Here is a 21,197-nt window from a genome sequence, read left to right as displayed (position 1 = left end):
CGCGGTCGTCTGCGGCGGTGGCGTCGGCTTGAAACCCCGCTTAGCCTCCTGCCATGACCTCACGCCCACACGGCTCCACCGATCCCGCCAACCCAGATGCGGCGGCCCACGCCGCAGTCCCCGACCTGCCCGCGCCGCGGGATCCGGCGGCGCCCTACGGCGTCGTCATGGTGTGCACCGGCAATATCTGCCGCTCCGCCATGGCTGAGGTCGTGCTCATCGATCGCCTCACCGCCGCGGGCATCTCCACCGACGGTCCCGGCGGCGTCGTCGTCACCTCTGCGGGCGTGTCCGACGAGGAGTCCGGCAACCCCATGGACCCCCGCGCCCGGCAAGTCATGGCCGAGGGCGGCTACGGCGTCGGTGCCGACCCGACTGCGCGGGCTACCGCCGCGGCAATCGCCGACCACGCCGCCCACCGCATCAGCGACGTCGAACTACGCCGCGCCGACCTGGTACTCGCCATGACCGCCGCGCACCACCGTGCCCTGATGCGTCGGGGCGAGCAGCTCGGCGTCGACCCCGCACGCATCCGCATGTTCCGCGAGTACGACCCGACGGCGGCCGGCGCGCTTGGCGCACCCGGACGCGCGGCGAACCTGGATGTGCCCGACCCCTGGTACGGCACCATGGCAGACTTCATCGACACCCTCGACGTCGTAGAACGCGTCAGCGACGCCCTCGCCCCCGCGCTCACGGAGCTGGTGGCCGGCTGACGGTTGTTGCCGCCGTGGGCGCGGCGCGCCCCCGCGCTCGCGGAACCGGTGGGAGCCTCCGGCACACGGTGAGCGGCGCCGCTAAGTCCGGGCCGGACGCCCAGTCGGCATCCCAGTCTTCAACCCAGCCGCTCGGTCAGCCAACCGGTGAGCGTGCCCAGGTACTCCTCACGTACCGGCGAGGGCGACAGCACCAGGTCGTGCACGCCGCCGGGGATCTGCACCACGGTGACGTCCTCGCCCAGGAAACGGGAGCGCTCCACGATCTGCTCCACCGACAGCACCGTGTCGCAGCGAAGCGCCTCCTGTCGCGAAATTCCCGGCCCGCCCGACGCCGTCGAGCAGCACACCAGCACGGGCACGCCGATGCCGAGCCCGTGGCGTACCTCCCGCTGCAGTCGGCGAATGCCCGCCAGGAAGCCGGCCCGCACGGGGAACGACGGCGAGGGCTTCAACGTCAGGTCCCAATCCCACTCACCGCCCCAGCGGCGGTGCAGGGTCCGGGCGTAAATGTCCACCTCAATCGGGCCGGGATCGGTGTTCGCGGGGATCGAGGCGGCGGCGTCGGCATCCTCCTGCGCACCCGTGGCGGGGTCCTGGCCGGGTGTGGCGGCGGGATCCGCGGCAGCCTGCTCAAGCTTCGTGTTCTCACTGGGGTTGTCGATGATCCGGTCCGGATCGCGCCGGGAGAGCAGGTCAATGAAGGCAGAGCCATAGGAGCGCACCAGGCCGGAGGAGTTCAGCTGCAACCAGGGGGAGTTCAGCGTGACCGCCTCGACCGAGCCAGGCCGGTCCCCGGCCCAGATGGCCGCCTGCAGCCCGCCGGTGGAATGGCCGTTGAGCACCACCGTGGAGTGCCCGTGCTCGCTGCGGATAATGCGCAGCGCCTCAGCGATCTCCTCGTCATGCACCCGCAGGTCGCGCACGTCATGCGGGGACCAGTAACCCACTCCGGCCCGACCACAGGCGCGCAGCTCCAGCGCATAGAACTCATAGCCGGCGGCCAGGAAGGCGTCGGCCAGCCAGGTCTGGAAGAAGTAGTCGTTGCGTCCGTGCAGGTACAGCACGGCCCGCTCGTGGCGGGGGGTGCCTGGCTGCCCCGCCGATCCCGGAGCGGGCGCCGCGCCCCGTTGGTGCACGAGCACGGCGTGGTCCGCACCCGGAGCGGCCGGGAACTCAGCCACCGAAATGGTGCGGGCAACCCAGGGCTCCCCCAGGATGTCGGTTGACAGCTTCGGCGCAGGCCCGGCCGGCGCAGCGCTGGGGGAGGAGGCGCGGCCGGTCGGCTCCGGCCGCGGGGCAGGGGTCGTCGCGTTCGTGGGTGCCATGGCTGCATCCTGTCACGGACGGCCTCATAGCGGTCGGTCGCTACCGGTGGCTAGTGCCGGCCGATGCGCAACTTCTACCGACCTCGGCGGTTATATCTACCGATCTCGGCGAAGTGATGCGTGCATCGTTTTGCGCGCCCCGCTTGCCTCGGGTGCCACCCGCCGCCTAACGTTGGCGCAGACCATCCAGAGCAACCGAGAGACCTGGCTCATCGACGTTGCAGCAACCCCCGTTCACGGTGAGGGTGCTACCGCCAGGACCGATGGAGGACTACGTGACGCAACCACCTGCATCCGATACACCCGGCACGCGGGTGCTGGACCGGGACGGCGCCGCAGTAGCTGAGCCCATGATCTCCCTGCGTGACGTCCACAAGGTGTACAAGCTCCCGGGCGGGAAGACTGTACGCGCCCTGGACGGTGTCACCCTGGACGTGCAGGCCGGCTCCATTCACGGCATCGTCGGCACCTCCGGCGCCGGTAAGTCAACCCTGGTGCGCTGCCTGACCAGCCTTGAGCGCCCCACCTTCGGGGAGGTTCGCGTCGCGGGGAAGAACATGACCGACCTTTCCGCCCGCGACCTGCGCGAGGCCCGCCGCGCCATCGGCATGGTCTTCCAGCACGCCAACCTCCTGGACTCGCGCACCACCGCCCAGAACGTCGCCTACCCGCTCGCCCTGGCAGGCGTACCCAAGGGGCAGCGCCATGACACGGTCGTCCGGATGCTCGACCTGGTGGGCCTGGCAGACCGCGGCTCCTCCTACCCCTCCCAGCTCTCCGGCGGCCAGAAGCAGCGCGTCGGCATTGCCCGGGCGCTCGCGGACCAGCCCCCCGTCCTGTTGTGCGACGAACCCACCAGCGCCCTGGACCCGGAAACTACCCGCCAGATCCTCGGACTCATCCGGGACGTGCGCGACCGCCTGGGCGTCACGGTCGTCATCATCACCCACGAGATGAGCGTGGTGCGTCAGATCTGCGACTCCGTGAGCCTGCTCGAGGCGGGCCGCGTGGTCGAGTCCGGCCCGATTGAGGCGGTCGTCTCCGACGTCGATTCCCGCCTGTCCCACGAGCTGGTCCCCACCCCCGAGATCCCCGAGGGGAGCCTGCCCGACGGCGACGTCGTCATCGACGTCGCGCTCACCGCCCGCCCCGGCCAGCCGGCTGCCGCGCAGGTGCTAGCACTCGCCGCCGAGCGGGGCGCCGACGTCGCCGGCGGCCTGTTCGAGACCCTCGGGTCCGCGCAGGTCGGGCGCCTGGCCCTCACCGCCCGCGCCGAACAGGCGGCGGGCACGCTCACCGCCCTGCGCCAAGCGGGCGTCACCGCGGAGGTGCGCGCATGAACATGCTGGTCAATTCCGTTAATCCTGCTGGAATCCTCGCCCTGGCTGCCAGCGGCGATGACACCTGGTTCAACAACCCGGCGATTCAGCGCAAGCTCGCCCCGGCCACCCTGGAGACCTTCCAGATGCTCGGCGTGTCCGGGGTCCTGACGATTGTGCTCGGCATGCTGCTGGGCCTGGCGCTGGTCACCACCGGCAAGCGGGGGCAGCACGCCAACCGGGCCGTGTACGAGGTGCTGTCCCAGATCGTCAACATTGGGCGCTCCATGCCCTTCATCATCCTGATGGTGGCGCTCATTCCCTTCACGCGCGCGCTCGTGGGTACCTCACTGGGCTGGGGTGCGGCATGTGTGCCGCTGACTATCGGCGCGATCCCCTTCTACGCCCGCCTGGTGGAGACCGCGATCAACGACGTCGACCACGGCAAGGTTGAGGCGGCCCTGATGATGGGTGCGTCCGACCGCCAGATCACTTGGGGCGTGCTGGTCCGTGAGGCCCTGCCCACCCTCATCCAGTCCGCGACGGTCACCCTGATCACACTGCTCAGCTACACCGCCATGGCGGGGACCGTGGGCGGCGGCGGCCTGGGCGACCTGGCCATCCAGTACGGCTACCGGCAGAACGCCTCCGACGTCATGGTGATCGTCGTCGTCCTGATCGTGTTCGTGGTTGCTGTCATCCAGGTGTGTGGCGACATGCTCAGCCGGCTGGTCGACCACCGCTGAGCCTCGACCAGCCGGAGTCCCGGGGCGATGCCCCGACGGCTCGGCTCGTAAACCATGGTGCCGACGCCTCGCTGCGCACGTTCGCGCCAGTCATGGAAATACGCGCAGCCTTCACGACTTCAAGACAAGGAACCAAAGTCATGGGACTCACTATCTCCCGCCGCAGCGCCCTCGTGGGCGGCGTCGCGTCCGCTATTGCCCTGACCCTGGCCGCCTGCTCCGGCAACTCCAGCGGCGTTGACGGCATCAGCGTCGACGGCGACACGGCCACCATAAAAATCGGCGCGTCCTCCCAGCCCCACGCTCAGATCCTCCAGTGGGTGCAGGACAACCTTGCCGCCGACGCCGGGATCAGCCTCGACATCGTAGAGATCGAGGACTACAACATCCCCAATGCCTCGCTCAGCGACGGCTCCCTGGCGGCGAACTTCTTCCAGACCCCCAACTTCCTGGAGCAGCAGAACGAGGAAAAGGGCTACGACCTGGTGGCCATCGCTGACGTGCACATCGAGCCGATGGGTATCTACACCGACAAGGGCTACAGCTCAGTCGACGAGGCCGCCGAGGGCGGCACGATCGTGCTCAACAACGACCCCGCCAACACCGCCCGCGGCCTGAAGCTGCTGGAGTCCGCTGGCCTGATCACGCTCGACCCCGACGTCGAGCTTCACACCACCCTTGACGTCACCGAGAACCCGAAGAAGTTCGACCTGATCCCGGTCGACGGCGCCCAGACGCCCCTCTCGATGGCTGATTCAGAATTGGCCGTGATCAACGGCAACTACGCGCTCGGCGCAGGCCTGAACCCCAGCGAGGACGCTCTCGTCCTAGAGCCCAGTGGGGAGTCCCCCTACGCCAACCAGCTCGTGGTGCGCAGGGCCGACAAGGACAACGAGTACCTGCTCAAGCTCGCCGGACTGCTGAACACCGAGGAGCTGCGCACCTACATCGAGGAGACCTGGACCGACGAGTCCGTGGTCCCCGCCTTCTGAGGCGCATCCGCTACCCGCGGGCGCGGTGGGCTGACTGCGGCTGCTGTGCGGGTTGGTTGCGCTCAGGCTGACAAGGTCGTGTTCGGTAGGCGTCGGCCTGCCGGGCACGACCTTGTCATCCCCGAGCATCCCGAACGTGGAGGGGATCGGTGAGGGCGGCTTGCCGAGCACAGGACGTATTCGGGCTTGTCCGTCGGGTTGCGGGTGTGGGCTCGGCCGACTCCCGGCCTCGTGCTTGGACTTGGGCCTGGGCGGGGACGACACCGTTGACATGGTGCCTACATGCGTTGGCTCCGAGTAGGCCGCGTACCTTAACCGCATGGCCACGAGGTTGGCCGTGCCCCTGCCCGATCCAGTGTCTGACGGGGTGCTGCCCGGGGCGCCGCCCTTACCGCGGCTCACCCGGAAGACTGGAGGACTCGGGCGGCAGGTAGCGATTCGCGCGGTGAGACGGGGCGAGCTTGATCAGGAGGCGGGGCGGTAGCCGATCAGCGTGCCGGTGGCCGGGTCGTAGCCGATGGCGTAGTCCTCGGCTACGAGGTCGAAGAGGGCGCCCGAGCTCGTGTCCATCCCGGGGAAGGTGATCTCCTCTCCGGTGTCGGCGTTGTACATCAGGCGGAAGGTCAGAACATCCTGGGCGTCGGCTGCCCCGAGGCCGGCCGTCATTACGGTGCGGTCCTCAGAGATATGGATTGCTGACAGGCAGGAGAGGTCGTCGGTGAACTGCGTAACCTCAATCGTTCGTTTGTCAATGACCTCAACCGACTGGGCGCAGTTGTTGTCATCGCGGTTCACTATGCCGAGCAAGGTCTCGGTTGAGCCGTCGGCGAATCGGTCCTTAAGCTCAGCCTGCGAACGTGCCCTGTAGGTGCTGACAGACGACTGATTGTTGGCCCCAGCCTCGCTGTCCGCATAGGAGTCGATTGGCTCGCCGCCTTCAGGGGGAAATGCGTAGACAGTGTTCCGGTTGCTGAAGTCGGTCAGATAAATCATCCAGCCATCGGTCGTCGCATAAGTGCCGTACCCGACGATGTTCTCCTCCGGGACCGGGATGGTGAGGGGAACCCGCTCACCGGTGTCGATGTTATGTATGGTGCGGCTCCCGAGAATGCAGTACCGTTGGCCATCACGTACAAATACCGTTTGGTAGAAGTTTGACACGTACTGGAAGTAGCGTTCGGGGTACTCCATGGTTGCGGTCCACTGCGGTGTATCCGGCTGGTCCTCGCGATACGCGGTGCATTTGCCGCCGGAGGCGCAGGCCATGGCAATGTCCTCGGCGATCATCACGCCGTCGCTGGAGGACCAGGGAGCCTCGCGGGTCTCGCCGGTGTCCAGGTCGTACAAGGTGGTGTCATGGATGAGAGTGTTCTTGCCCCACATGAGGTAGGCGGGCTTCATGGGGATGTCGAAGTCGTCGCCCGTGTCCCCCGCATCCGTGGAGGCGTCGACCTGAGCCGACCAGGACTTGGCTGCGCCCGAGTCAGACAGCGCGTACGCCGTGAGCGTCGCATCGGCGGGATTGTCCCCGGTCTCAAGGGTGAGTAGATGACCCGGGACAGTTATGACCTGGGCGTTGGCGGCCACCGTGGTGGTCCAGGTCTGCTCCGCCCCGGCAGTCCAGTCCGGGGACGGTGAGATGTAGGTGACCAGGTCGGTGGCGGCCGGTGTGGCGTAGTCCTTTCCGCGCCCCAGCGCCAGGCCGCCCCCGAGCACCACACCGAAGGCCAGCAGCCCCGCCAGGATGGCGGTGCCGATGGCTCGTGGGCTGAGCCGGTCCTGGTCGGCGGGCGCAGGGCCAGACTGCCCGGGGAACGGCGTCGGGGAAGTCATGGTCTCGATGCTAAATGCTTCGGTCGCCGCACAGAAGCGGGCGGGCACGGGGAGAGGTGCCCACCGGCCCGACGGTGCCGTGCCTTTAAGGGTGCCGCCTTCAGTCCACGATGCCGTACAGGCGGTCGCCGGCGTCGCCCAGGCCGGGCACGATGTAGGCGTGCTCGTTGAGGCGGTCGTCACGGGCAGCGGTGACCACGGTTACATCGGCCCGGTCGCCGATGGCCGCCTCCAGGGTGGCGATGCCCTCCGGCGCGGCGATCAGGCAGATGGCGGTGACATTACGGGCGCCGCGCTCCAGCAGGTAGTTGATGGCGGCCACGAGGGTGTGGCCGGTGGCGAGCATGGGGTCGACGACGAAGCACTGCCGCCCGGACAGGTCATCCGGCAGGCGGTTGGCGTAGGTCTCCACCTCCAGGGTGTCCTCATTGCGCTTCATACCCAGGAAGCCGACCTCGGCGGTGGGCAGCAGCCGGGTCATGCCCTCGAGCATGCCCAGCCCGGCGCGCAGGATCGGCACGACGATTGGTCGCGGCTCGGCCAGGTGCCGACCGGTCGTTTCCGCCACGGGCGTCTTGATGCGGATCTCCTCCGTGCGCACGTCGCGGGTGGCCTCGTAGGCGAGGAGAGTGACCAGCTCGTCAACGAGTTGGCGGAAGACGGCCGAGGGGGTCTTCTCATCGCGCAGGACAGAGAGCTTGTGGTCAATGAGCGGGTGATCGGCAACGTGCAGGCGCATGGGTCAAGCCTAGATGAATCGTCCCCCGGGGGAGGGGCGGTCGGCCGGGTCGGCGCGACCGCGCCTCCTGGAGGTCAGTCGGCTCAGACGGTCTCGGCGGCGCCCAGGTACTCCAGCCAGCGCTCGTAGTGGTCCAGGACGTCGTGGGCGACCTGCTCGCGCGACCAGTCCATCACGTCGTAGCCCTGACCGCCGCCGCGGGGGCGCACCTCCAGGCGGACGGTGAGGTCGTCGGCCTCGTGGACTACCACGCCGAAGGCCGGCACCGGCGCCTGCACCATGCGCACCGCGTAACGGAAGTGGGAGCCGGTGAGGCGCTCGCCCTGCGTCTCGGTCGCCTGCACCAGCGTGGGCGGGGGCGTGACCACGAGGGTGGCCGAACCGAGGAAGTTGCGTACGTCGTCGGGGTCCTGCGCCTCGGGGCCTGCGACGACGACCTCGGCCACCAAGTCCTCCTTGCGCAACTCGTCGGCGACCGCCTCCAGGGCCGGGACTACGCGGTTGGACATGGCGCGCTGGGCGCGGGCGGGGGAAACAATGTCGAAGGTGTGCGACAGCCGGTCGCGCCAGGGGATCCGGTTCATGCCGGCGGCGGTGCCCGTGGCCCCCAGCAGGCGGTTGCGGTTGGCGATGCCGCGGGCCTGCTCGCGGGTGGCCTCGGTGCGCATTGCCCGCCACAGCCCCGCCATGACGGCGATGATCACGAAGGAGAACGGCAGGGCCATCACGATCGTTGCCTGCTGCAGGATGGGGATGCCTCCGGCCACGAGCATGGCGATCGTGAGCACGCCGGTCAGGGCCGCCCAGAAGATGCGCAGCCAGGCGGGTGCGTCCTGCGGGTCACCGTGGTAGGTCGGCAGCGCGCGGCTGGACAGGTTGGCCATTACCAGGGCTCCGGAGTCGGCGCTGGTGACGTAGAACAGGATGCCGATGAACAGGGCCAGGGCGATCAGGAACTTCCCTCCGGGCAGGTAGCCGAGCAGCGTGTACAGCCCCTGCTCCGGCTGCTCCACCGTCAGCTCGGCGAACTCGAGGTTGCCCGAGCGGATCAGGTCCAGGGCGCTGTTGCCGAAGATCGACACCCACATGGTGACGTAGGAGAAGGGCAGCACCAGGGAGCCGACCACGAACTCGCGCACGGTACGGCCGCGCGAGATGCGCGCCAGGAACATGCCGACGAAGGCGGCCCAGGTGATCCACCAGGCCCAGAAGAACAGTGTCCAGCTGTTGAGCCACTCGGTGGGACGGTCATAGGCGTAGGTCTCCAGGGTCAGGCCTGGGAACTGGGTGACGAAGTCGCCGATATTGCCCACCAGGGCATCAATCAGGAAGGAGGTGTTCCCGGTCAGCAGCACCCATAGGGCCAGCCCGACGGCGAGCAGCACGTTGATGTTGGATAGCACGCGTACACCCCGGTCGACGCCGGAAACGGCGGAAACGGTGGCCATGAGGACGCTCAGGGCGATCAGGCCGATCTGGGTGGCGGTCCCCTGCGGCAGGCCGAACAGGATGGTGAGGGCGACATTCAACTGGACGACGCCCACACCGAGCGAGGCGGAGATGCCAACGGCCCCGCCTACCAGGGCGGCGGCGTCGACGACGTCGCCGAGCCGACCGTCCACGCGTTCGCCGAGCAGCGGGCGCAGGGTGGAGCGGACCGCCAGCGGCTGGTGGCGGCGGTAGGCGAAGTAGCCAAGTGCCATGCCGAGGATCGAGTACAGGCCCCAGCCGCTGATGCCGTAGTGGAGCAGGGTCAACACGATGCCGTTGCGCGCCGCCTCCACGGTCTGGGCGTCACCGGTCGGCGGGCTCATGTACTGGGCCACCGGTTCGGCGACCGCATAGAACATGATTCCCGTACCCACGCCCGCGGCGAAGAGCATGGCGGCCCAGGAGAAGGTGGAGAAGTCCGGGGTGGAGTTGTCCGGGCCCAGGCGGATCTTCCCGAACTTCGACAGCGCCAGGACGATCACGAACAACAGCGCTGCCGTCACCAGCAGGATGTAGAAGGAGCCGAACCAGCGTCCGGCCCAGGAAACGGCAGCATTGAAGGCAGCTGAGACCGTCTCCGGGGCGATGATCGCGGCGCCGGCGATGGTGGCGATGATGGCTGCTGAGACGGCGAAGACCACCGTGTTGAGTCTGCGCTGCTCAGGGGCTGCGGATGCTAGTGGTGTTGGCTGATTGCTAGTCGTGCTAGGGGAATCAGACACGTGGCACTCCTTGATGCAGGGTATGCGTCACCATTGTGCTGTTGATGCACTGCTGGTGTGATCGGCGTGCACATGGCCTTCAACGCGTGACCATGAGGACGTTTACAAGATTGTGAATCTTTCAGGGTTTGTGCGCGTCCGCAAGTGAAGGCCCCTGGGGCGGCTACGTTGGGTGGACTTGACAGCCGCATGAGGTCAGCGATAAATGGGCGTCGGCGAGATTCTTCCCACATTTCCCTTCCGCGCCTCGCAAACTGCCCGATGATGCGGCCCTGTTGAGGCGCCGGATTGGGCTCTGACCCGATCGAGGGGCGGAAGTGGACTGTGGCAGGGTGGGGGTGTGACTCTTCCAGGTATCACCCAGCGGCGCTACCACGGCGCCATGCGTCGGGCGCTGGCGCTGGCGCGCGCGGCGGGCGAGTCCGGGGAGGTGCCCGTGGGTGCGGTGGTGCTGGCACCCGGTGGCGCAGTGCTCGCCGGGGCGGCCAATGCTCGTGAGGCGCAGAACGACCCGACGGCGCATGCCGAGATCCTTGCCCTGCGGGCGGCGGGGGCGGTGCTGGGCAGGTCTCACCTGGATGGCTGCACCCTGGTGGTCACGCTGGAGCCGTGCACCATGTGTGCAGGTGCTGCTCAGCTGGCCCGCTTGGAGCGGGTGGTGTTCGGCGCGTGGGAGCCGAAGACTGGTGCATGCGGCAGCATGCGGGATGTGCTGCGTGATTCGCGTGCCAATCACCAGGTGGAGGTGGTGGCCGGGCTGTGCGCGCAGGAGTCCGAGACGTTGCTGCAGGAGTTCTTTGCCTCACGGCGCCCCGGGTAGTGCAGCGGACGGTTCCGGTACTGGCCGGCCGGGGTGCCGTGAGCGACTTCGCAGGCCGTGTGGGTGCGCTTGGGGCCTGCGGGCATGTAGGCTCTCTTTCGAAGGTAGCGTGTCCGAGCGGCCGAAGGTGCAGATCTCGAAAGTCTGTGTGGTTCATAGCCACCCTGGGTTCGAATCCCAGCGCTACCGCCAAACCGATCCCCGGAATCCAGGCGAAAAGTCGGAGTCCGGGGATCTTTTCATGTAGCGCTTCCCCGCCGTGGGGACCCAGTGCGTACAGCGGAACGGGTACAGCGGAACAAGCATCGCCCGGGTGCTATGCGCCCGCCGATCGTTGTCGGCACAGCTTCGGGTTCCTGCCAGGGCCTGGTTCGGTGCCGCCGCGCAGCCATAAAGTCAGCGCCATGACTGCGACGAATCCGCCCGTGCACCCGGCCGACTCCGAAGACGCGTCGATCGAGCTTTACCGCCGGCTGTGCGACGCCATGGTTGCGGCGGACACGGCCGCCATCGACGCCCTGCTCACCGAGGACTGCGTGCTGACCCATATGACCGGCTACCCCCAGCCCAAGGTCGAGTGGCTGTCCGACATTCGCGAAGGCACTCTGGCCTACCACGCCTCGCAGTTCGTCTCTGCAGAGACCGGAACCTCCGACGGATTCCCCGTGGTCCGCGGCCGCTCCCGCACCGAGGCTACGGTTTGGGGCGTACGCGGCACCTGGAACCTGCAGATCCTCGGATACGTGGTCCCGGATTCCGCCGCCGGCACCGCGCGCAACCCGACCGGGTGGCGCTTCCGCCGCCTGGACGCGAGCCGGTTCTAGACGGTGTCATGAAATGCACCGCTTTACGCCCAGCCGTTGCCGTATCTGCCGAGTCACTCGCGGGATCATGCGATTAGGCGTACCTGAAGAGGGTAGGCACTTGGAAAAGTGGTGCATCTGGTGACAAGGGCGAGCTCCTAAGGCGAAGGGACACCGCTAGCTAGGGCGTCTGCCGGTGCCGCGGGTGGCCGGCGCGGTCCACGGGTCCTCCGGCCAGGCATGCTTGGGGTAGCGCCCGCGCATCTCGGCGCGCACCTGCGGGTAACCATTCCGCCAGAACGAGCGCAGGTCATCGGTGATTGCCACCGGTCGCCGCGCCGGGGACAGCAAGTGGATCACCACGCCCACGCGCCCGTCCACGATCCGCGGTGTATCAGCCCAGCCGAAGCACTCCTGCACCCGCACCGCCAGCACCGGACGTTTCAACGCCTCGCCTCGCTCGTCCAGGTAGTCCACGCGCACCTGCGAGCCCGACGGCACCAGGAGCCGCTCCGGCACCAGCTCTTCCAGGCGCGCGGCCTCGGGCCAGGGCAGAAGGGCGCGCAGGCACGCCGTCATATCCAGTCGGCTTAGGTCCAAGTGCCCGCCGGACTTGTCCGCCAGCGCCTGCACGCCCGGAACCAGCCACTCGCGCACCCGCTCCAGGAGTGCCGCGTCCCCCACGTCCGGCCAGGGTCCACCCAGCTCCCGGTGCAGCAGCGCCAGCCGCGCCCGCAGCTCGGCGCCGCCGCGCCAGGGCAGCACGCCAAGCCCCTCGTCGCGGCACCGCTTGATGACGGCGTCCGCCACCTGCGCCGGTGTCGGTGCCCCGACGGAAACGGAGGTCAGCGAGATCGCACCCAGACGGCGCACCCGTTCCACCCGCAGCCGGTCCCCGTCCCAGCGGGTGTGCGCGTCCTCGGTCAGCCAGGCATCGGCCACCGCCAGCGCGAGCGTCTCATCAATCGGTGCAGCCGCGCGGATCGTCGCGTCTGCAGTTCCCGGGGTGCGGTCTACGTCGGCGACCGACAGCCACAGGGCGGAGGCCAGCGCAGAACCAGGCGGCAGTCGCAGCCCGGTCCCGCCGACGCTCGCATAGCCGGCGGACCGCCCCGCAGCCGGTGCTGGGCCACGACGGCGGGCAATCCACTCCGGGTGCGCCAGCGCCGCAACCAGCCCGACGGCGTCAGCTGCCGCCGGGCCAATCAGTCCACCCATGCCGGTGGCAGCGTCGTTGGCCGCCTTCGTGCCGGCCCCGCTGCGCTCTGCGCCAGGCTGGGTGGTGGCGGCTGCAAGCGGGGCGGCGGATTCCCCGGCCGGGTGCCGACGTGCAGCCTGTTCCAGGCGTCGCGCCTCCTCCCTCCAGGCTCGCTCCTCCGGGTCACGGCGGACGCTGCGCGCCAGCTCGGTCAGGTCGGCTTGGGGTGCGCGCAGGTCGGCGCTCAGCAGCGTGGTCGCCTCGGCGGCGCGCCGCAGGCCGATCGCGCCGGTGGCCGCCAAAAGCGCCCGTGCCAACCGCACGTCCGCCGGGATGGCGGCCACGGCGCGGCCCAGCGCGGTCACGGCGCCGGCGTCAAGCAGGCCAAGGCGGCGCAGCGTGTCGGTGGCCGCTGCCAGTGCCGGGGCGGGCGGCGGGTCGATCCAGGCCAGCTCCTCCCCTCCGGGCACGCCCCAGGCGGCCAGCTCCAGGGCGGTACGGGTCAGGTCCGCGGTCAGGATCTCAGGGGTCGGCGCGGCGGCGGCTCGTGCCCAGTCCACCTGTGTGCAGCAGCGGTAGACGGCGCCAGGCCCGGTGCGCGCTGCCCGCCCGGCCCGCTGGATGCCGGCCGCCCGGGACTCGCCAACAGTCACTAGGCCGGACATGCCCCGGGCCACGTCCAGGCGCGGCTCGCGGGCAAGGGTGGCGTCCACCACGATGCGTACGCCCGGAACCGTCAGGGAGGACTCGGCCACGTCGGTGGACACGATCACCCGCCGCGCCCCGGCCACCGGCGCCAGCGCGGTGTCCTGGGCAGGGGCGGGCAGGCGCCCGTGCAGCGGCAGCACCCGAACGGTAGGTGCGTTACGACCGGCTGCGCTTACGGGCTGTGCCTCGTCGCCCCGGACGGCCTCGCGCAGCCGGGCGACGACGTCGTCGACCTCGCGGGCGCCGGGCAGGAAGACCAGCACATCCCCGTCCCGCTCCGCCAGCGCGCGCAGCACTGTGGCGGCCACGTGCGCGAGGAACTCTCGCGGCACCCCGCGCGGACCGAGGCGGGAGGTGCCCGACGGCGGCGGCGCCCAGAACTCCTCAAGCGGGTGCAGCACGCCGGGCACCTCAACCACCGGTGCCGGAGTGGCGGCGCCGCCTAGTAGTACGGGCAGGCGCGTCAGGTCGGCAGTGGCGGACATGGCGACCACCGTCAGGTCCTCGCGCAGGGCGGCGCGCGCATCCAGCAGTAGCGCCAGCAGCAGGTCCGACTCCAGGGAGCGCTCGTGCACCTCGTCCAGGATCACCGCGGACACGCCGGCAAGCTCCGGGTCGCCCTGCAGGCGGCGCAGCAGCAGTCCGGCGGTGACCACCTCAATGCGGGTGCGGGCCGAGGTGCGGCGCTCGCCGCGCACCGCGTAGCCGACCGTCTCACCGACATCCTCGCCCAGCAGGGAGGCCAGGCGGCGGGCGGCGGCCCGTGCGGCCACGCGTCGAGGTTGGGTGACGATGACGCGGTCGGGGCGATGCGCGTCGACCTGCCCGTCGGCGCCTACGACAGGGTGGGCGAGGGCGTCTGCTACCAGGGGCGGGACGAGCGTGGTCTTGCCGGTGCCGGGCGGAGCGGTGACCACGACGGCAGATGCGGGTTTGCTGGTGGTGGACGTGGATGTGGCGACGTCGGACGTGGATGTGGGGAGGGCGGCCCGCGGCGATAGCGGGGTGGTGGGTGTCGGCTGGTTCATGGCGGCGTCTGCTGCGGCGTCGTGGTCCGAGCCAGACGTGAGCAGTGCGCGCAGTCGGGGCAGAGCGGCGACGACGGGCAGACCTGGCGGGTCGGCCAGGAGTCGGGCGACGGGGTCCGCGGTCTGCTTCACCCGCCCATCATGCCCGCATCCACGGCGCGCGCACCTACCGCGAGCGCACGACGGGCTTGCACGACGCCGGGTGCTGCCGCCTCCACGCGGCGGGTGAGCGCAGGTGACCAGATGTCACGGTGGGCAAGCAAGCTTGACATGAGCGACGATGTCAAGCATGCTAGTCATGTCAAGGGAGCTGGACGTGAGCTGCTGGGTTGATCCCGGTGGCTGCGCCTCCGTGAATACGGACACGAAGCCCCGTCTGAAAGCTGATCCGAAAGGACTCCGCCATGAACTGGTTAGCTGCGCAAACGATGAGGACCCGCCTGATTGTGATCGTCGCTGCGGCGTTGCTGGTAGGCGCCGTGATCGCCACGGTCCTGCCCGGTCAGCGCCGCTTCTTGCTCGACCTCGGCCTCGGGCTGACCATCGGCGGTGCGCTGGCGGGTGTGTTGTATGGGCTTGTCCGCCGCTACGCCCGGCGCCGCTCCGGGGCTCCGGCAGTGTCTGTGGGCTCCCCGGAGATGACTGGCCTGTGGGCTGCCCTTTTGCAGCTCGGCCTGGGTGCCTCCCTCGCTGCCCAGCTGGTTGGCTCTACGAATGGAAGTCTCGTGCTCAGTGGCGCAGGAATCGCCGTTCTGCTTGTTAGCGTCGCAGGCAATGCGGTGGTCGTTGCCGCCCGGGGGCAGGTGAATGGGAAAGCGGAGGCGTGAGCTGTTCTCCCTGCGCTAGGGTCAGCCGCTCCTGCGGTATCAGTCTGCGGTTGCGGACCGCGGCAGGCCCTGCCTCGCGCGCCAGGGCCTGCCGCCGGAGCCTTCGCTACTATCGTGCTGAAGCTACAGAGGAGTCCGACGATGGAGAACGACGTGCGCGCCCTGCGCGAGGCCAGGGGTCTCACCCAGGCCCAGCTGGGAGAGGTCGTCGGCGTGTCCCGCCAGTCCATCAACTCCATTGAGAAGGGCCGCTACGACCCATCCCTGCCGCTGGCCATTGCCATCGCCCGCTACTTCGGCAAAGCAGTCGAGGAGATCTTCCATGCCTGACCTGCCCGACGGCGCCGGTACGCCCGCCGCCGACGCTTCCGGCAACCGTCATGCGCCGGAGCATGCGCCTGAACGTGGCAACTCGCGCATCCCCGCGGTGAGCAACCCGCAGGCGGCGGCGAAGGCGGCTCGGCGGCGCAAGACAAGGACTATCACCGCAGTCCTCTCTATTGTCATGCTCATAGTCGTTACGGTCGCCTGGGTGTATGACCCCGCGCGCCGTGAGGCGGACTCCCTGAGTGGTTACGTCAGCGGTGTCGCGATGGGTATCTTCGCCCTCTGGCTGATCGGCAGGTGGGTGCGTCGGCGCGGCGGCAGCTCCTACTCGCGCGCGCTGGACGGCACCCAGGACGAGCGCGATGAGCAGATCTGGAAGTCCGCCTGGGCGATGACCGGGAAAGTGGCCTGGTACGTGGTCCTGGGGGCGGTGATCGTCGCGCTGCTCGGTGCGGAGATCGACCTGGGCACTGCCGCCGTCGGCGGCATGTGGATCAACATCATCATCCTGTACGGCTCGCGCTTCTACTACGAGCGCACTATGTGAGCGGGTCCGCGCTGCGCGCACGTAGCGTGCCGCCGCGGCCATGCGGCCATGCAGCCATACGGCTGCGCTTGTGCGACGCGCCGAGCCGGTGCTGCCCGTACCCGGGTCTTCATCCGGGAGTAATCGGCGCTGATGTGTGTGTGGGATCGGGGTTTTTCGTTGAAATAATGGGGGAGGATCGGGGTTGATTGGGGATGGGGCATGATTCAGCATGCCCCGCGTTAACAGGCCGCGTTGTGTGGTATGCGGCTGCGGGATGATTCGTAACGGCTCCACCACCGCCCGGCACCCGCGCTGGAGGTGCAAGGACTGTGGGGCCTGGACCACCCGAAGCCGCCGCGATCAGGCACCCGCTCAGGACGGCACCACGCCCAGGCAGGTAGAAGACCTCACCACGTTCGTGGCGTGGGGGACCGGCACTCGCTCCCAGGCCGACGCCGCCGGCGGTAGCGACAGGGCGTTTGGCCGCCGGATGGCCTGGTGCTGGGACGTCCCCGTCCCCAAGCCGCCGGCTACCGGCCAGGTGCACTCCCTGATCTTCATCGACGGGATGTGGCTGGCCCACAAATGGGTGCTCCTGGTAGCCCGCAGTCCCACATACGTGATCGGCTGGCAGTGGGCCGCGTCCGAGAGCGCGGCGGCCTACCAGGCGCTGCTAGCCGACCTGGCCCCGCCCGACCTGGCAACCACCGACGGGGCCGGCGGCGCCCTCAAAGCACTACGCAGCCTGTGGCCCGACACTCCCATCCAGCGGTGCCTGATCCACGTACACCGTGACACGGTCCGAGACCTGACACTGCGCCCCAAGACCACCCCCGGCAAGGCCCTACTACGCCACTCCCGCAAGCTGCTGAGCATCTCCACCACCGAGCAGGCCACCGGGTGGCTGGTAGCCCTGAGCGACCACACCACCCTGTACCGGTGCTGACTGAACCAGCGCACCACCGCCGAGCAGGACCCCGAAACCGCCGCCCGCACCGGCCCCAGGCGGTGGTACAACACCCATCCCCAGAGGAAGACCTCGGGACCCGCGAAGGCTGGGCCGGACGAACCAGCTAGAACACCGCGACACGCACCAACCGCACACACACTCGCGCCGACAACCCCGCAACTGCCACCACGCCACTAGATCCACCCCGGGACGGCGCCGGGACAAAGCCGGGACGAAGCACGGCACACGCATCCGGCGCCCGGACCGCTTACCCGCCCCGTGTCTTGCACGACCTCGGGCCGCGTTCCACGACCGGGGTGTACGTTGCACGACCACCCCGGGGTCGTGGAGTGCGCACCAAGGTCGTGCAGTGCCACCCAGGGTCGTGCAGTGTCGTGCAGTGTCATGCAAAGCCGCCCAGTCCCCGACGCCGGAGGCCACCACTAGCGCCAGTACGCACCCCGCAGGATGGGGCACCACCCCCACCCCCGAAGAAGGCCTCAGGACCCGCAAAGGCCGGGCCGGACCAACCAGCTAGAACACCACGACACGCCCGAACCACACACACATTCGCGCCGATAACCCTCATCCGGGGGTCGGATCCCGCGCGTAGCCGTGGGGGCTGCGGGGGCCGGTGGGGTATTCATCCCGCGGACGGAGTCGAGCCCCGGGCCGGGCGGGTAGGCTCCTCAGGAAGACGAATGCACGACGCACAAGAGGGAGCACCCGTGGCCACACAGCCCGCAGCCGGAGTCTGGGACGAAGACCCCGACGGCGCCTCGATCGTCCTGGCCACTGGCCGGCAGCGTCACGACCTCATGGTCGTAGCCGAGCCCTGGCTGCTGGCCGAGCTGGACGAGGCCTGGGGACGTCCGGTCTCCCGTGTGCGCCTGTCCTTCCTGCCGGGCGTGTCGGCACCGGCAGGCCCCGGCCAGGAGGACGCCCTGTGCTCCTACGACCGTGATGGCCGCGGCGTGCTTGTGGCGCGCGGCCGCACCAGTCTCTTCGAGGGCAAGCCCGCCCGCCGCACCACGGCCCTGGCGCGCATCGCCCCCGGCGCAGGTGTGCGCGCGGCCCTGCTGGTCACCCGGGCGGTGGGACTGGGCGGCTGCGCCCCAGGGGACCTCCTTACGATCGGCGATCACCTGAGCCTGGTCGGCGTTCCACTGTTTCCCGCGACTGTCCCGCAGGAGGCCGCCTGGGATCAGGCTCTGGCCACTGAGCTCGCCGGACTCGACGGCGTGCGCGACCCCGCCGTGGTTGCGCTTACCACCGGCCCGGTGCGCCCAAGTCCAACGGAGGCTCGCGTGCTGGCGGCCCTGGGTGCGGACGCCGTCGTCACCGATACGGTCGCCGAGGCCATGGCCCTGGCCGCCCGCGGTGTGCGCGTGGCCGGGCTGGCGTATGTGGACGCGGTGGCCGACGGCGTCGGCGCTGATCGCTCCGCGGCGGGCCGCCGTGCCGCCGCCGCGCCGCCCCCGGCCGAGTTCCAGCAGGCGCCCGCGCCGGACGTGGTCCTGGCTGCGGCGGAGAAACTGCTCGCCGCCCTGTAGGGGGCGCCCCGCGGCAGTGGTGATACGTGAGACAAAGGGGTGAACAGAGCCTGGTGAGGAAATAGTCTCTGCCCTGTGAAACCCTTCCTCATGCTGGCCGCCCGCGCCGACGATGAGCCCGCCGACGCCGAATACGAGGCCTTCCTGCTGCGCACCGGACTCGACGAGTCCTCCCTGATCCGCCACCGCCTCGAGGCCGAACCCATGCCGGAGATCGACCTGGCTGACTGGTCCGGCATTATCGTCGGCGGCTCCCCCTTCAACGTCTCCACCCCGCAGGAGCGCAAGAGCCCGGTGCAGCTGCGCGTCGAGGCCGAGTTGGACGACCTGGTCACCCGCGTACTAGACGTAGACTTCCCCTTCCTGGGAGCCTGCTACGGGCTAGGCCTGCTCACCCGCCACGAGGGCGGCGTCGTGGACGGCACCTACAAGGAGGAGGTCTCCTACCCGCAGGTGGAACTGACCGAGGCCGGGCGCGAGGACCCGCTGCTTCAGGGGGTTCCGGCGGCCTTCCGCGCCTTCGTGGCCCACACCGACGCCGTCACCGTTCCGCCCGCCGACGGGGTCGTGCTGGCCGGCTCGGCGTCCTGCCCCGTGCAGCTGCTGCGGATGCGCACCAACCTGTATGCCACCCAGTTCCACCCCGAGCTGGACGGCAACTACCTGGCTCACCGCCTGTCCTTCTACGCCGGCCACGGCTACTTCGACGACGACCACCTCGCCGAGGTCCAGGAGGACGTGCGCCGCCAGGACGTCTCCGACTCGTGGAAGGTGCTGTCCAACTTCGTGGCGCGCTATTCCCGTTGAGGGGCCTCGTTCGGCCGGGGCGTAACCGGCGCCGACGGGCGCGTACCGGCATGGACACGACTGTGGCACGGTGCCAGGATGAGTGAAGCCCGTGGACGGAGGTTCACGGAGCACCAATGTGCGAGGAGGGGCGCGTAGGTCGCGTCCCGCGCACGGAAGAAGGTTGAATCATGTCCCGCATCGTCATCGTCGGCGGCCATGGCAAGGTCGCCCTGCTGCTCGCCCCGCTCCTGGTTCAGCGCGGCGACGACGTCATCTCCCTCATCCGCGATCCCGCGCACGCGGACGACGTGTCCGCCACCGGCGCCACCCCGCTGGTCGTTTCTGTGGAGGACGCCAGCCAGCAGGAGCTTGCGGCGGCCTTCGCCGGGGCCGACGCCGTGGTCTGGTCCGCCGGCGCCGGCGGCAAGGGCGGCCCGCAGCGCACCGAGGCGGTGGACCGTGAGGCAGCTATCCGTTCCATGGAGGCCGCCCGGGACGCTTCGGTGTCTCGCTACGTGATGGTCTCCTTCGCGGGTTCCCACGGGCAGGAGCCGGTGCCGGCGGATCACCCGTTGCGCACCTACGCCATGGCGAAACTGGCAGCGGACCGCCACCTGGTCTCCTCCGACCTGGACTGGACCATCCTCGGCCCCGGCCTGCTCACGCTTGACGAGCCGACCGGGCGTATCGACGTCGGCCGCTTTGACGGCGGTGAGCAGGCGCCGACCTCGCGTGCGAATGTGGCCGCCGTAGCCGCTGCGGTGCTCGCCGACTCCGCGAGCATCGGGAAGGTGATTCCCTTCCGCGACGGCGAAACGCCCATTGCCGAGGCGATCGCCGACGTCCCCGCCGAGTACGCCGACTTGGACAGCTGAGCCGGACTGAGAACGGCGGGCCGACTCCGCGCCGACCTCTGCCGCCCGCGTGCCTGTACACCAGGTCCGCGGGCGGCCTGCATGCAGGCGGATCCGTGGCCCGGGCGGCAGGCTCAGGCTATGAGCCGTTCGGCCAGTGGGGCGAGGAACTCGCTGGTGCCGCCCTCCACGCGAATCGCGGCCAACTCGTCCACGGCCGTCGGGCCGCGGTTGATTACTACTAGTTCGGCGCCGCCGGCCAGTGCCTGCCGCACGATCCACAGGCCCGTGAGCACCGCCAGGCTCGAGCCCGCCACCAGCACGACGTCGCAGTGCCGGGCCGCCTGCATAGCCTCATCCATGACGGCCGGCAGGCTCTCACCGAAGAAGACGATGTCCGGCTTGAGCAGGCCGCCGCACTGCTCGCAGCGGGCCGCCTTGAAGTCGCAGGCCTCGGCGGCGGCCCGGTCGGCCTCCGGGGTGATGGCCACGCGGGCCGGGTTGGTTTCACGCGGGTAGTCGGGGTTCAATGCGGTCAGGCGCGTGTCCAGCTCCGCGCGTGGGGTTATGCGCCCGCAGTCCAGGCATACGACCCGGTCGTAGGCGCCGTGCAGCTCCCACACGGCGCGCTGCCCGGCGCGGGAGTGGAGCCGGTCGACGTTCTGCGTGGCCGTTCCCGTCAGCAGTCCGGCCTCCTCCAGCCGGGCCAGTGCCACATGCCCCGGCGTCGGGACCAGCGGCTCCAGTAGCCGCCAGGTGGAGTGAATGCGGGCCCATACCCACCGGTACCACACCGGGTCGGTGACGAATTGCTGGAAGTCCACCGGCTCCACGGGGGTGGTGCCCATGCCCCGGTAGTCGGGGATGCCGGAGTCAGTGGAGATACCCGCGCCGGTGACGGCGAGGGTGCGGCGGCCGGCCATTAC

General features: G+C 69.5%; 20 protein-coding genes, 1 tRNA gene and 1 riboswitch. Of the genes, 14 read left to right on the top strand and 7 right to left on the bottom strand.

The annotated features are described in order from the left end of the window. Positions 1–167 precede the first annotated feature (167 nt). Positions 168–716, top strand: coding sequence for a low molecular weight protein-tyrosine-phosphatase (locus GZ997_RS06385; protein ID WP_162679303.1), 549 nt, complete (start codon positions 168–170; stop codon positions 714–716). A 119-nt stretch (positions 717–835) separates the two neighbouring features. On the opposite strand, the gene GZ997_RS06380 is transcribed toward GZ997_RS06385, so the two are convergent. Beyond that, positions 836–2,044 (bottom strand): alpha/beta hydrolase, encoded by a 1,209-nt coding sequence (locus GZ997_RS06380; protein ID WP_162679283.1) that lies wholly within the window; start codon positions 2,042–2,044, stop codon positions 836–838. Positions 2,045–2,223: 179 nt separating this feature from the next. Further along, positions 2,224–2,314, top strand: a riboswitch (SAM riboswitch). Positions 2,315–2,358: 44 nt separating this feature from the next. On the opposite strand from GZ997_RS06380, the gene GZ997_RS06375 reads away from it, so the two are divergent. From GZ997_RS06375 to GZ997_RS06365, 3 genes are all read left to right on the top strand, one after another. Then, positions 2,359–3,384 (top strand): methionine ABC transporter ATP-binding protein, encoded by a 1,026-nt coding sequence (locus tag GZ997_RS06375; protein ID WP_343212291.1) that lies wholly within the window; start codon positions 2,359–2,361, stop codon positions 3,382–3,384. Between the two features lie 2 nt (positions 3,385–3,386). Next, entirely contained in the window at positions 3,387–4,109 is a 723-nt protein-coding gene (locus GZ997_RS06370; protein ID WP_237564343.1) for a methionine ABC transporter permease, read from the top strand. A gap of 140 nt (positions 4,110–4,249) precedes the next feature. Continuing rightward, positions 4,250–5,101 (top strand): MetQ/NlpA family ABC transporter substrate-binding protein, encoded by an 852-nt coding sequence (locus GZ997_RS06365; RefSeq protein ID WP_161923289.1) that lies wholly within the window; start codon positions 4,250–4,252, stop codon positions 5,099–5,101. Positions 5,102–5,566: 465 nt separating this feature from the next. Here GZ997_RS06365 and GZ997_RS06360 read toward each other — a convergent pair whose 3' ends face one another. The 3 genes from GZ997_RS06360 to betT all read right to left on the bottom strand — a co-directional run bounded on the left by GZ997_RS06360 (position 5,567) and on the right by betT (position 9,886). Continuing rightward, positions 5,567–6,934 carry a hypothetical protein gene (locus tag GZ997_RS06360; protein WP_162679282.1) on the bottom strand — a complete coding sequence of 456 codons (1,368 nt, stop codon included), beginning with the start codon at positions 6,932–6,934 and terminating at the stop codon, positions 5,567–5,569. A gap of 100 nt (positions 6,935–7,034) precedes the next feature. Then, the gene (gene upp / locus GZ997_RS06355; RefSeq protein WP_147681642.1) at positions 7,035–7,673 is read right to left on the bottom strand and encodes a uracil phosphoribosyltransferase; all 639 of its coding nucleotides are present in this window, start codon (positions 7,671–7,673) and stop codon (positions 7,035–7,037) included. Between the two features lie 83 nt (positions 7,674–7,756). Continuing rightward, the gene (gene betT / locus GZ997_RS06350) at positions 7,757–9,886 is read right to left on the bottom strand and encodes a choline BCCT transporter BetT (protein ID WP_272927758.1); all 2,130 of its coding nucleotides are present in this window, start codon (positions 9,884–9,886) and stop codon (positions 7,757–7,759) included. A gap of 382 nt (positions 9,887–10,268) precedes the next feature. On the opposite strand from betT, the gene GZ997_RS06345 reads away from it, so the two are divergent. From GZ997_RS06345 to GZ997_RS06335, 3 genes are all read left to right on the top strand, one after another. Further along, on the top strand, positions 10,269–10,706 hold the full coding sequence (locus GZ997_RS06345) for a nucleoside deaminase (RefSeq protein WP_162679301.1): 438 nt from the start codon (positions 10,269–10,271) through the stop codon (positions 10,704–10,706). Between the two features lie 103 nt (positions 10,707–10,809). Continuing rightward, positions 10,810–10,898 (top strand) — tRNA-Ser (locus tag GZ997_RS06340). A gap of 212 nt (positions 10,899–11,110) precedes the next feature. Then, positions 11,111–11,530 (top strand): nuclear transport factor 2 family protein, encoded by a 420-nt coding sequence (locus GZ997_RS06335; protein ID WP_162679281.1) that lies wholly within the window; start codon positions 11,111–11,113, stop codon positions 11,528–11,530. Between the two features lie 156 nt (positions 11,531–11,686). Here GZ997_RS06335 and hrpB read toward each other — a convergent pair whose 3' ends face one another. Together hrpB and GZ997_RS06325 are read right to left on the bottom strand one after the other, a co-directional pair. Then, on the bottom strand, positions 11,687–14,575 hold the full coding sequence (hrpB, locus tag GZ997_RS06330) for an ATP-dependent helicase HrpB (RefSeq protein WP_343212289.1): 2,889 nt from the start codon (positions 14,573–14,575) through the stop codon (positions 11,687–11,689). Continuing rightward, a complete protein-coding gene (locus tag GZ997_RS06325) occupies positions 14,572–14,715 on the bottom strand; it encodes a hypothetical protein (RefSeq protein WP_162679280.1) in 144 nt (47 codons plus the stop codon). Before GZ997_RS06325 ends, hrpB begins: the two co-directional genes overlap by 4 nt. 132 nt (positions 14,716–14,847) lie before the next feature. Here GZ997_RS06325 and GZ997_RS06320 point away from each other — a divergent pair, with 132 nt between their 5' ends. The 7 genes from GZ997_RS06320 (at position 14,848) to GZ997_RS06290 (ending at position 20,292) form a co-directional block, all read left to right on the top strand. Further along, a complete protein-coding gene (locus GZ997_RS06320) occupies positions 14,848–15,270 on the top strand; it encodes a hypothetical protein (RefSeq protein ID WP_162679279.1) in 423 nt (140 codons plus the stop codon). A 141-nt stretch (positions 15,271–15,411) separates the two neighbouring features. After that, entirely contained in the window at positions 15,412–15,600 is a 189-nt protein-coding gene (locus tag GZ997_RS06315; RefSeq protein WP_161923293.1) for a helix-turn-helix transcriptional regulator, read from the top strand. Further along, positions 15,593–16,144, top strand: coding sequence for a hypothetical protein (locus GZ997_RS06310; protein WP_162679278.1), 552 nt, complete (start codon positions 15,593–15,595; stop codon positions 16,142–16,144). The genes GZ997_RS06315 and GZ997_RS06310 overlap by 8 nt, the downstream gene beginning before the upstream one ends. Positions 16,145–16,544: 400 nt before the next feature. Then, a complete protein-coding gene (locus GZ997_RS06305) occupies positions 16,545–17,072 on the top strand; it encodes a transposase (RefSeq protein ID WP_162679277.1) in 528 nt (175 codons plus the stop codon). 731 nt (positions 17,073–17,803) lie between these two features. Then, a complete protein-coding gene (locus GZ997_RS06300) occupies positions 17,804–18,628 on the top strand; it encodes a purine-nucleoside phosphorylase (RefSeq protein WP_162679276.1) in 825 nt (274 codons plus the stop codon). Between the two features lie 75 nt (positions 18,629–18,703). Then, positions 18,704–19,435, top strand: coding sequence for a glutamine amidotransferase (locus tag GZ997_RS06295; RefSeq protein WP_162679275.1), 732 nt, complete (start codon positions 18,704–18,706; stop codon positions 19,433–19,435). Positions 19,436–19,605: 170 nt separating this feature from the next. Next, positions 19,606–20,292 (top strand): NAD(P)H-binding protein, encoded by a 687-nt coding sequence (locus GZ997_RS06290; protein ID WP_162679274.1) that lies wholly within the window; start codon positions 19,606–19,608, stop codon positions 20,290–20,292. A 113-nt stretch (positions 20,293–20,405) separates the two neighbouring features. On the opposite strand, the gene GZ997_RS06285 is transcribed toward GZ997_RS06290, so the two are convergent. Further along, positions 20,406–21,194: a Sir2 family NAD-dependent protein deacetylase gene (locus GZ997_RS06285; protein ID WP_162679299.1), complete on the bottom strand. Its 789-nt coding sequence runs from the start codon at positions 21,192–21,194 to the stop codon at positions 20,406–20,408. Positions 21,195–21,197 lie beyond the last annotated feature (3 nt).

This window comes from Actinomyces sp. 565 (genome assembly GCF_010365615.1).
Taxonomy (GTDB): Bacteria; Actinomycetota; Actinomycetes; order Actinomycetales; family Actinomycetaceae; genus Actinomyces.
This window is presented reverse-complemented; position numbering and strand designations above follow the sequence as displayed.

What these genes read in the sequence shown, in the direction of transcription:
- GZ997_RS06385 (WP_162679303.1), top strand. Translation starts at nt 168, where the DNA reads ATGGTGTGCACCGGCAATATCTGCCGCTCCGCCATGGCTGAGGTCGTG.
- GZ997_RS06380 (WP_162679283.1), bottom strand. Translation starts at nt 2,044, where the DNA reads ATGGCACCCACGAACGCGACGACCCCTGCCCCGCGGCCGGAGCCGACC.
- GZ997_RS06370 (WP_237564343.1), top strand. Translation starts at nt 3,387, where the DNA reads ATGCTGGTCAATTCCGTTAATCCTGCTGGAATCCTCGCCCTGGCTGCC.
- GZ997_RS06365 (WP_161923289.1), top strand. Translation starts at nt 4,250, where the DNA reads ATGGGACTCACTATCTCCCGCCGCAGCGCCCTCGTGGGCGGCGTCGCG.
- GZ997_RS06360 (WP_162679282.1), bottom strand. Translation starts at nt 6,934, where the DNA reads ATGACTTCCCCGACGCCGTTCCCCGGGCAGTCTGGCCCTGCGCCCGCC.
- upp (WP_147681642.1), bottom strand. Translation starts at nt 7,673, where the DNA reads ATGCGCCTGCACGTTGCCGATCACCCGCTCATTGACCACAAGCTCTCT.
- GZ997_RS06345 (WP_162679301.1), top strand. Translation starts at nt 10,269, where the DNA reads ATGCGTCGGGCGCTGGCGCTGGCGCGCGCGGCGGGCGAGTCCGGGGAG.
- GZ997_RS06335 (WP_162679281.1), top strand. Translation starts at nt 11,111, where the DNA reads ATGACTGCGACGAATCCGCCCGTGCACCCGGCCGACTCCGAAGACGCG.
- GZ997_RS06325 (WP_162679280.1), bottom strand. Translation starts at nt 14,715, where the DNA reads ATGTCAAGCTTGCTTGCCCACCGTGACATCTGGTCACCTGCGCTCACC.
- GZ997_RS06320 (WP_162679279.1), top strand. Translation starts at nt 14,848, where the DNA reads ATGAACTGGTTAGCTGCGCAAACGATGAGGACCCGCCTGATTGTGATC.
- GZ997_RS06315 (WP_161923293.1), top strand. Translation starts at nt 15,412, where the DNA reads ATGGAGAACGACGTGCGCGCCCTGCGCGAGGCCAGGGGTCTCACCCAG.
- GZ997_RS06310 (WP_162679278.1), top strand. Translation starts at nt 15,593, where the DNA reads ATGCCTGACCTGCCCGACGGCGCCGGTACGCCCGCCGCCGACGCTTCC.
- GZ997_RS06290 (WP_162679274.1), top strand. Translation starts at nt 19,606, where the DNA reads ATGTCCCGCATCGTCATCGTCGGCGGCCATGGCAAGGTCGCCCTGCTG.
- GZ997_RS06285 (WP_162679299.1), bottom strand. Translation starts at nt 21,194, where the DNA reads ATGGCCGGCCGCCGCACCCTCGCCGTCACCGGCGCGGGTATCTCCACT.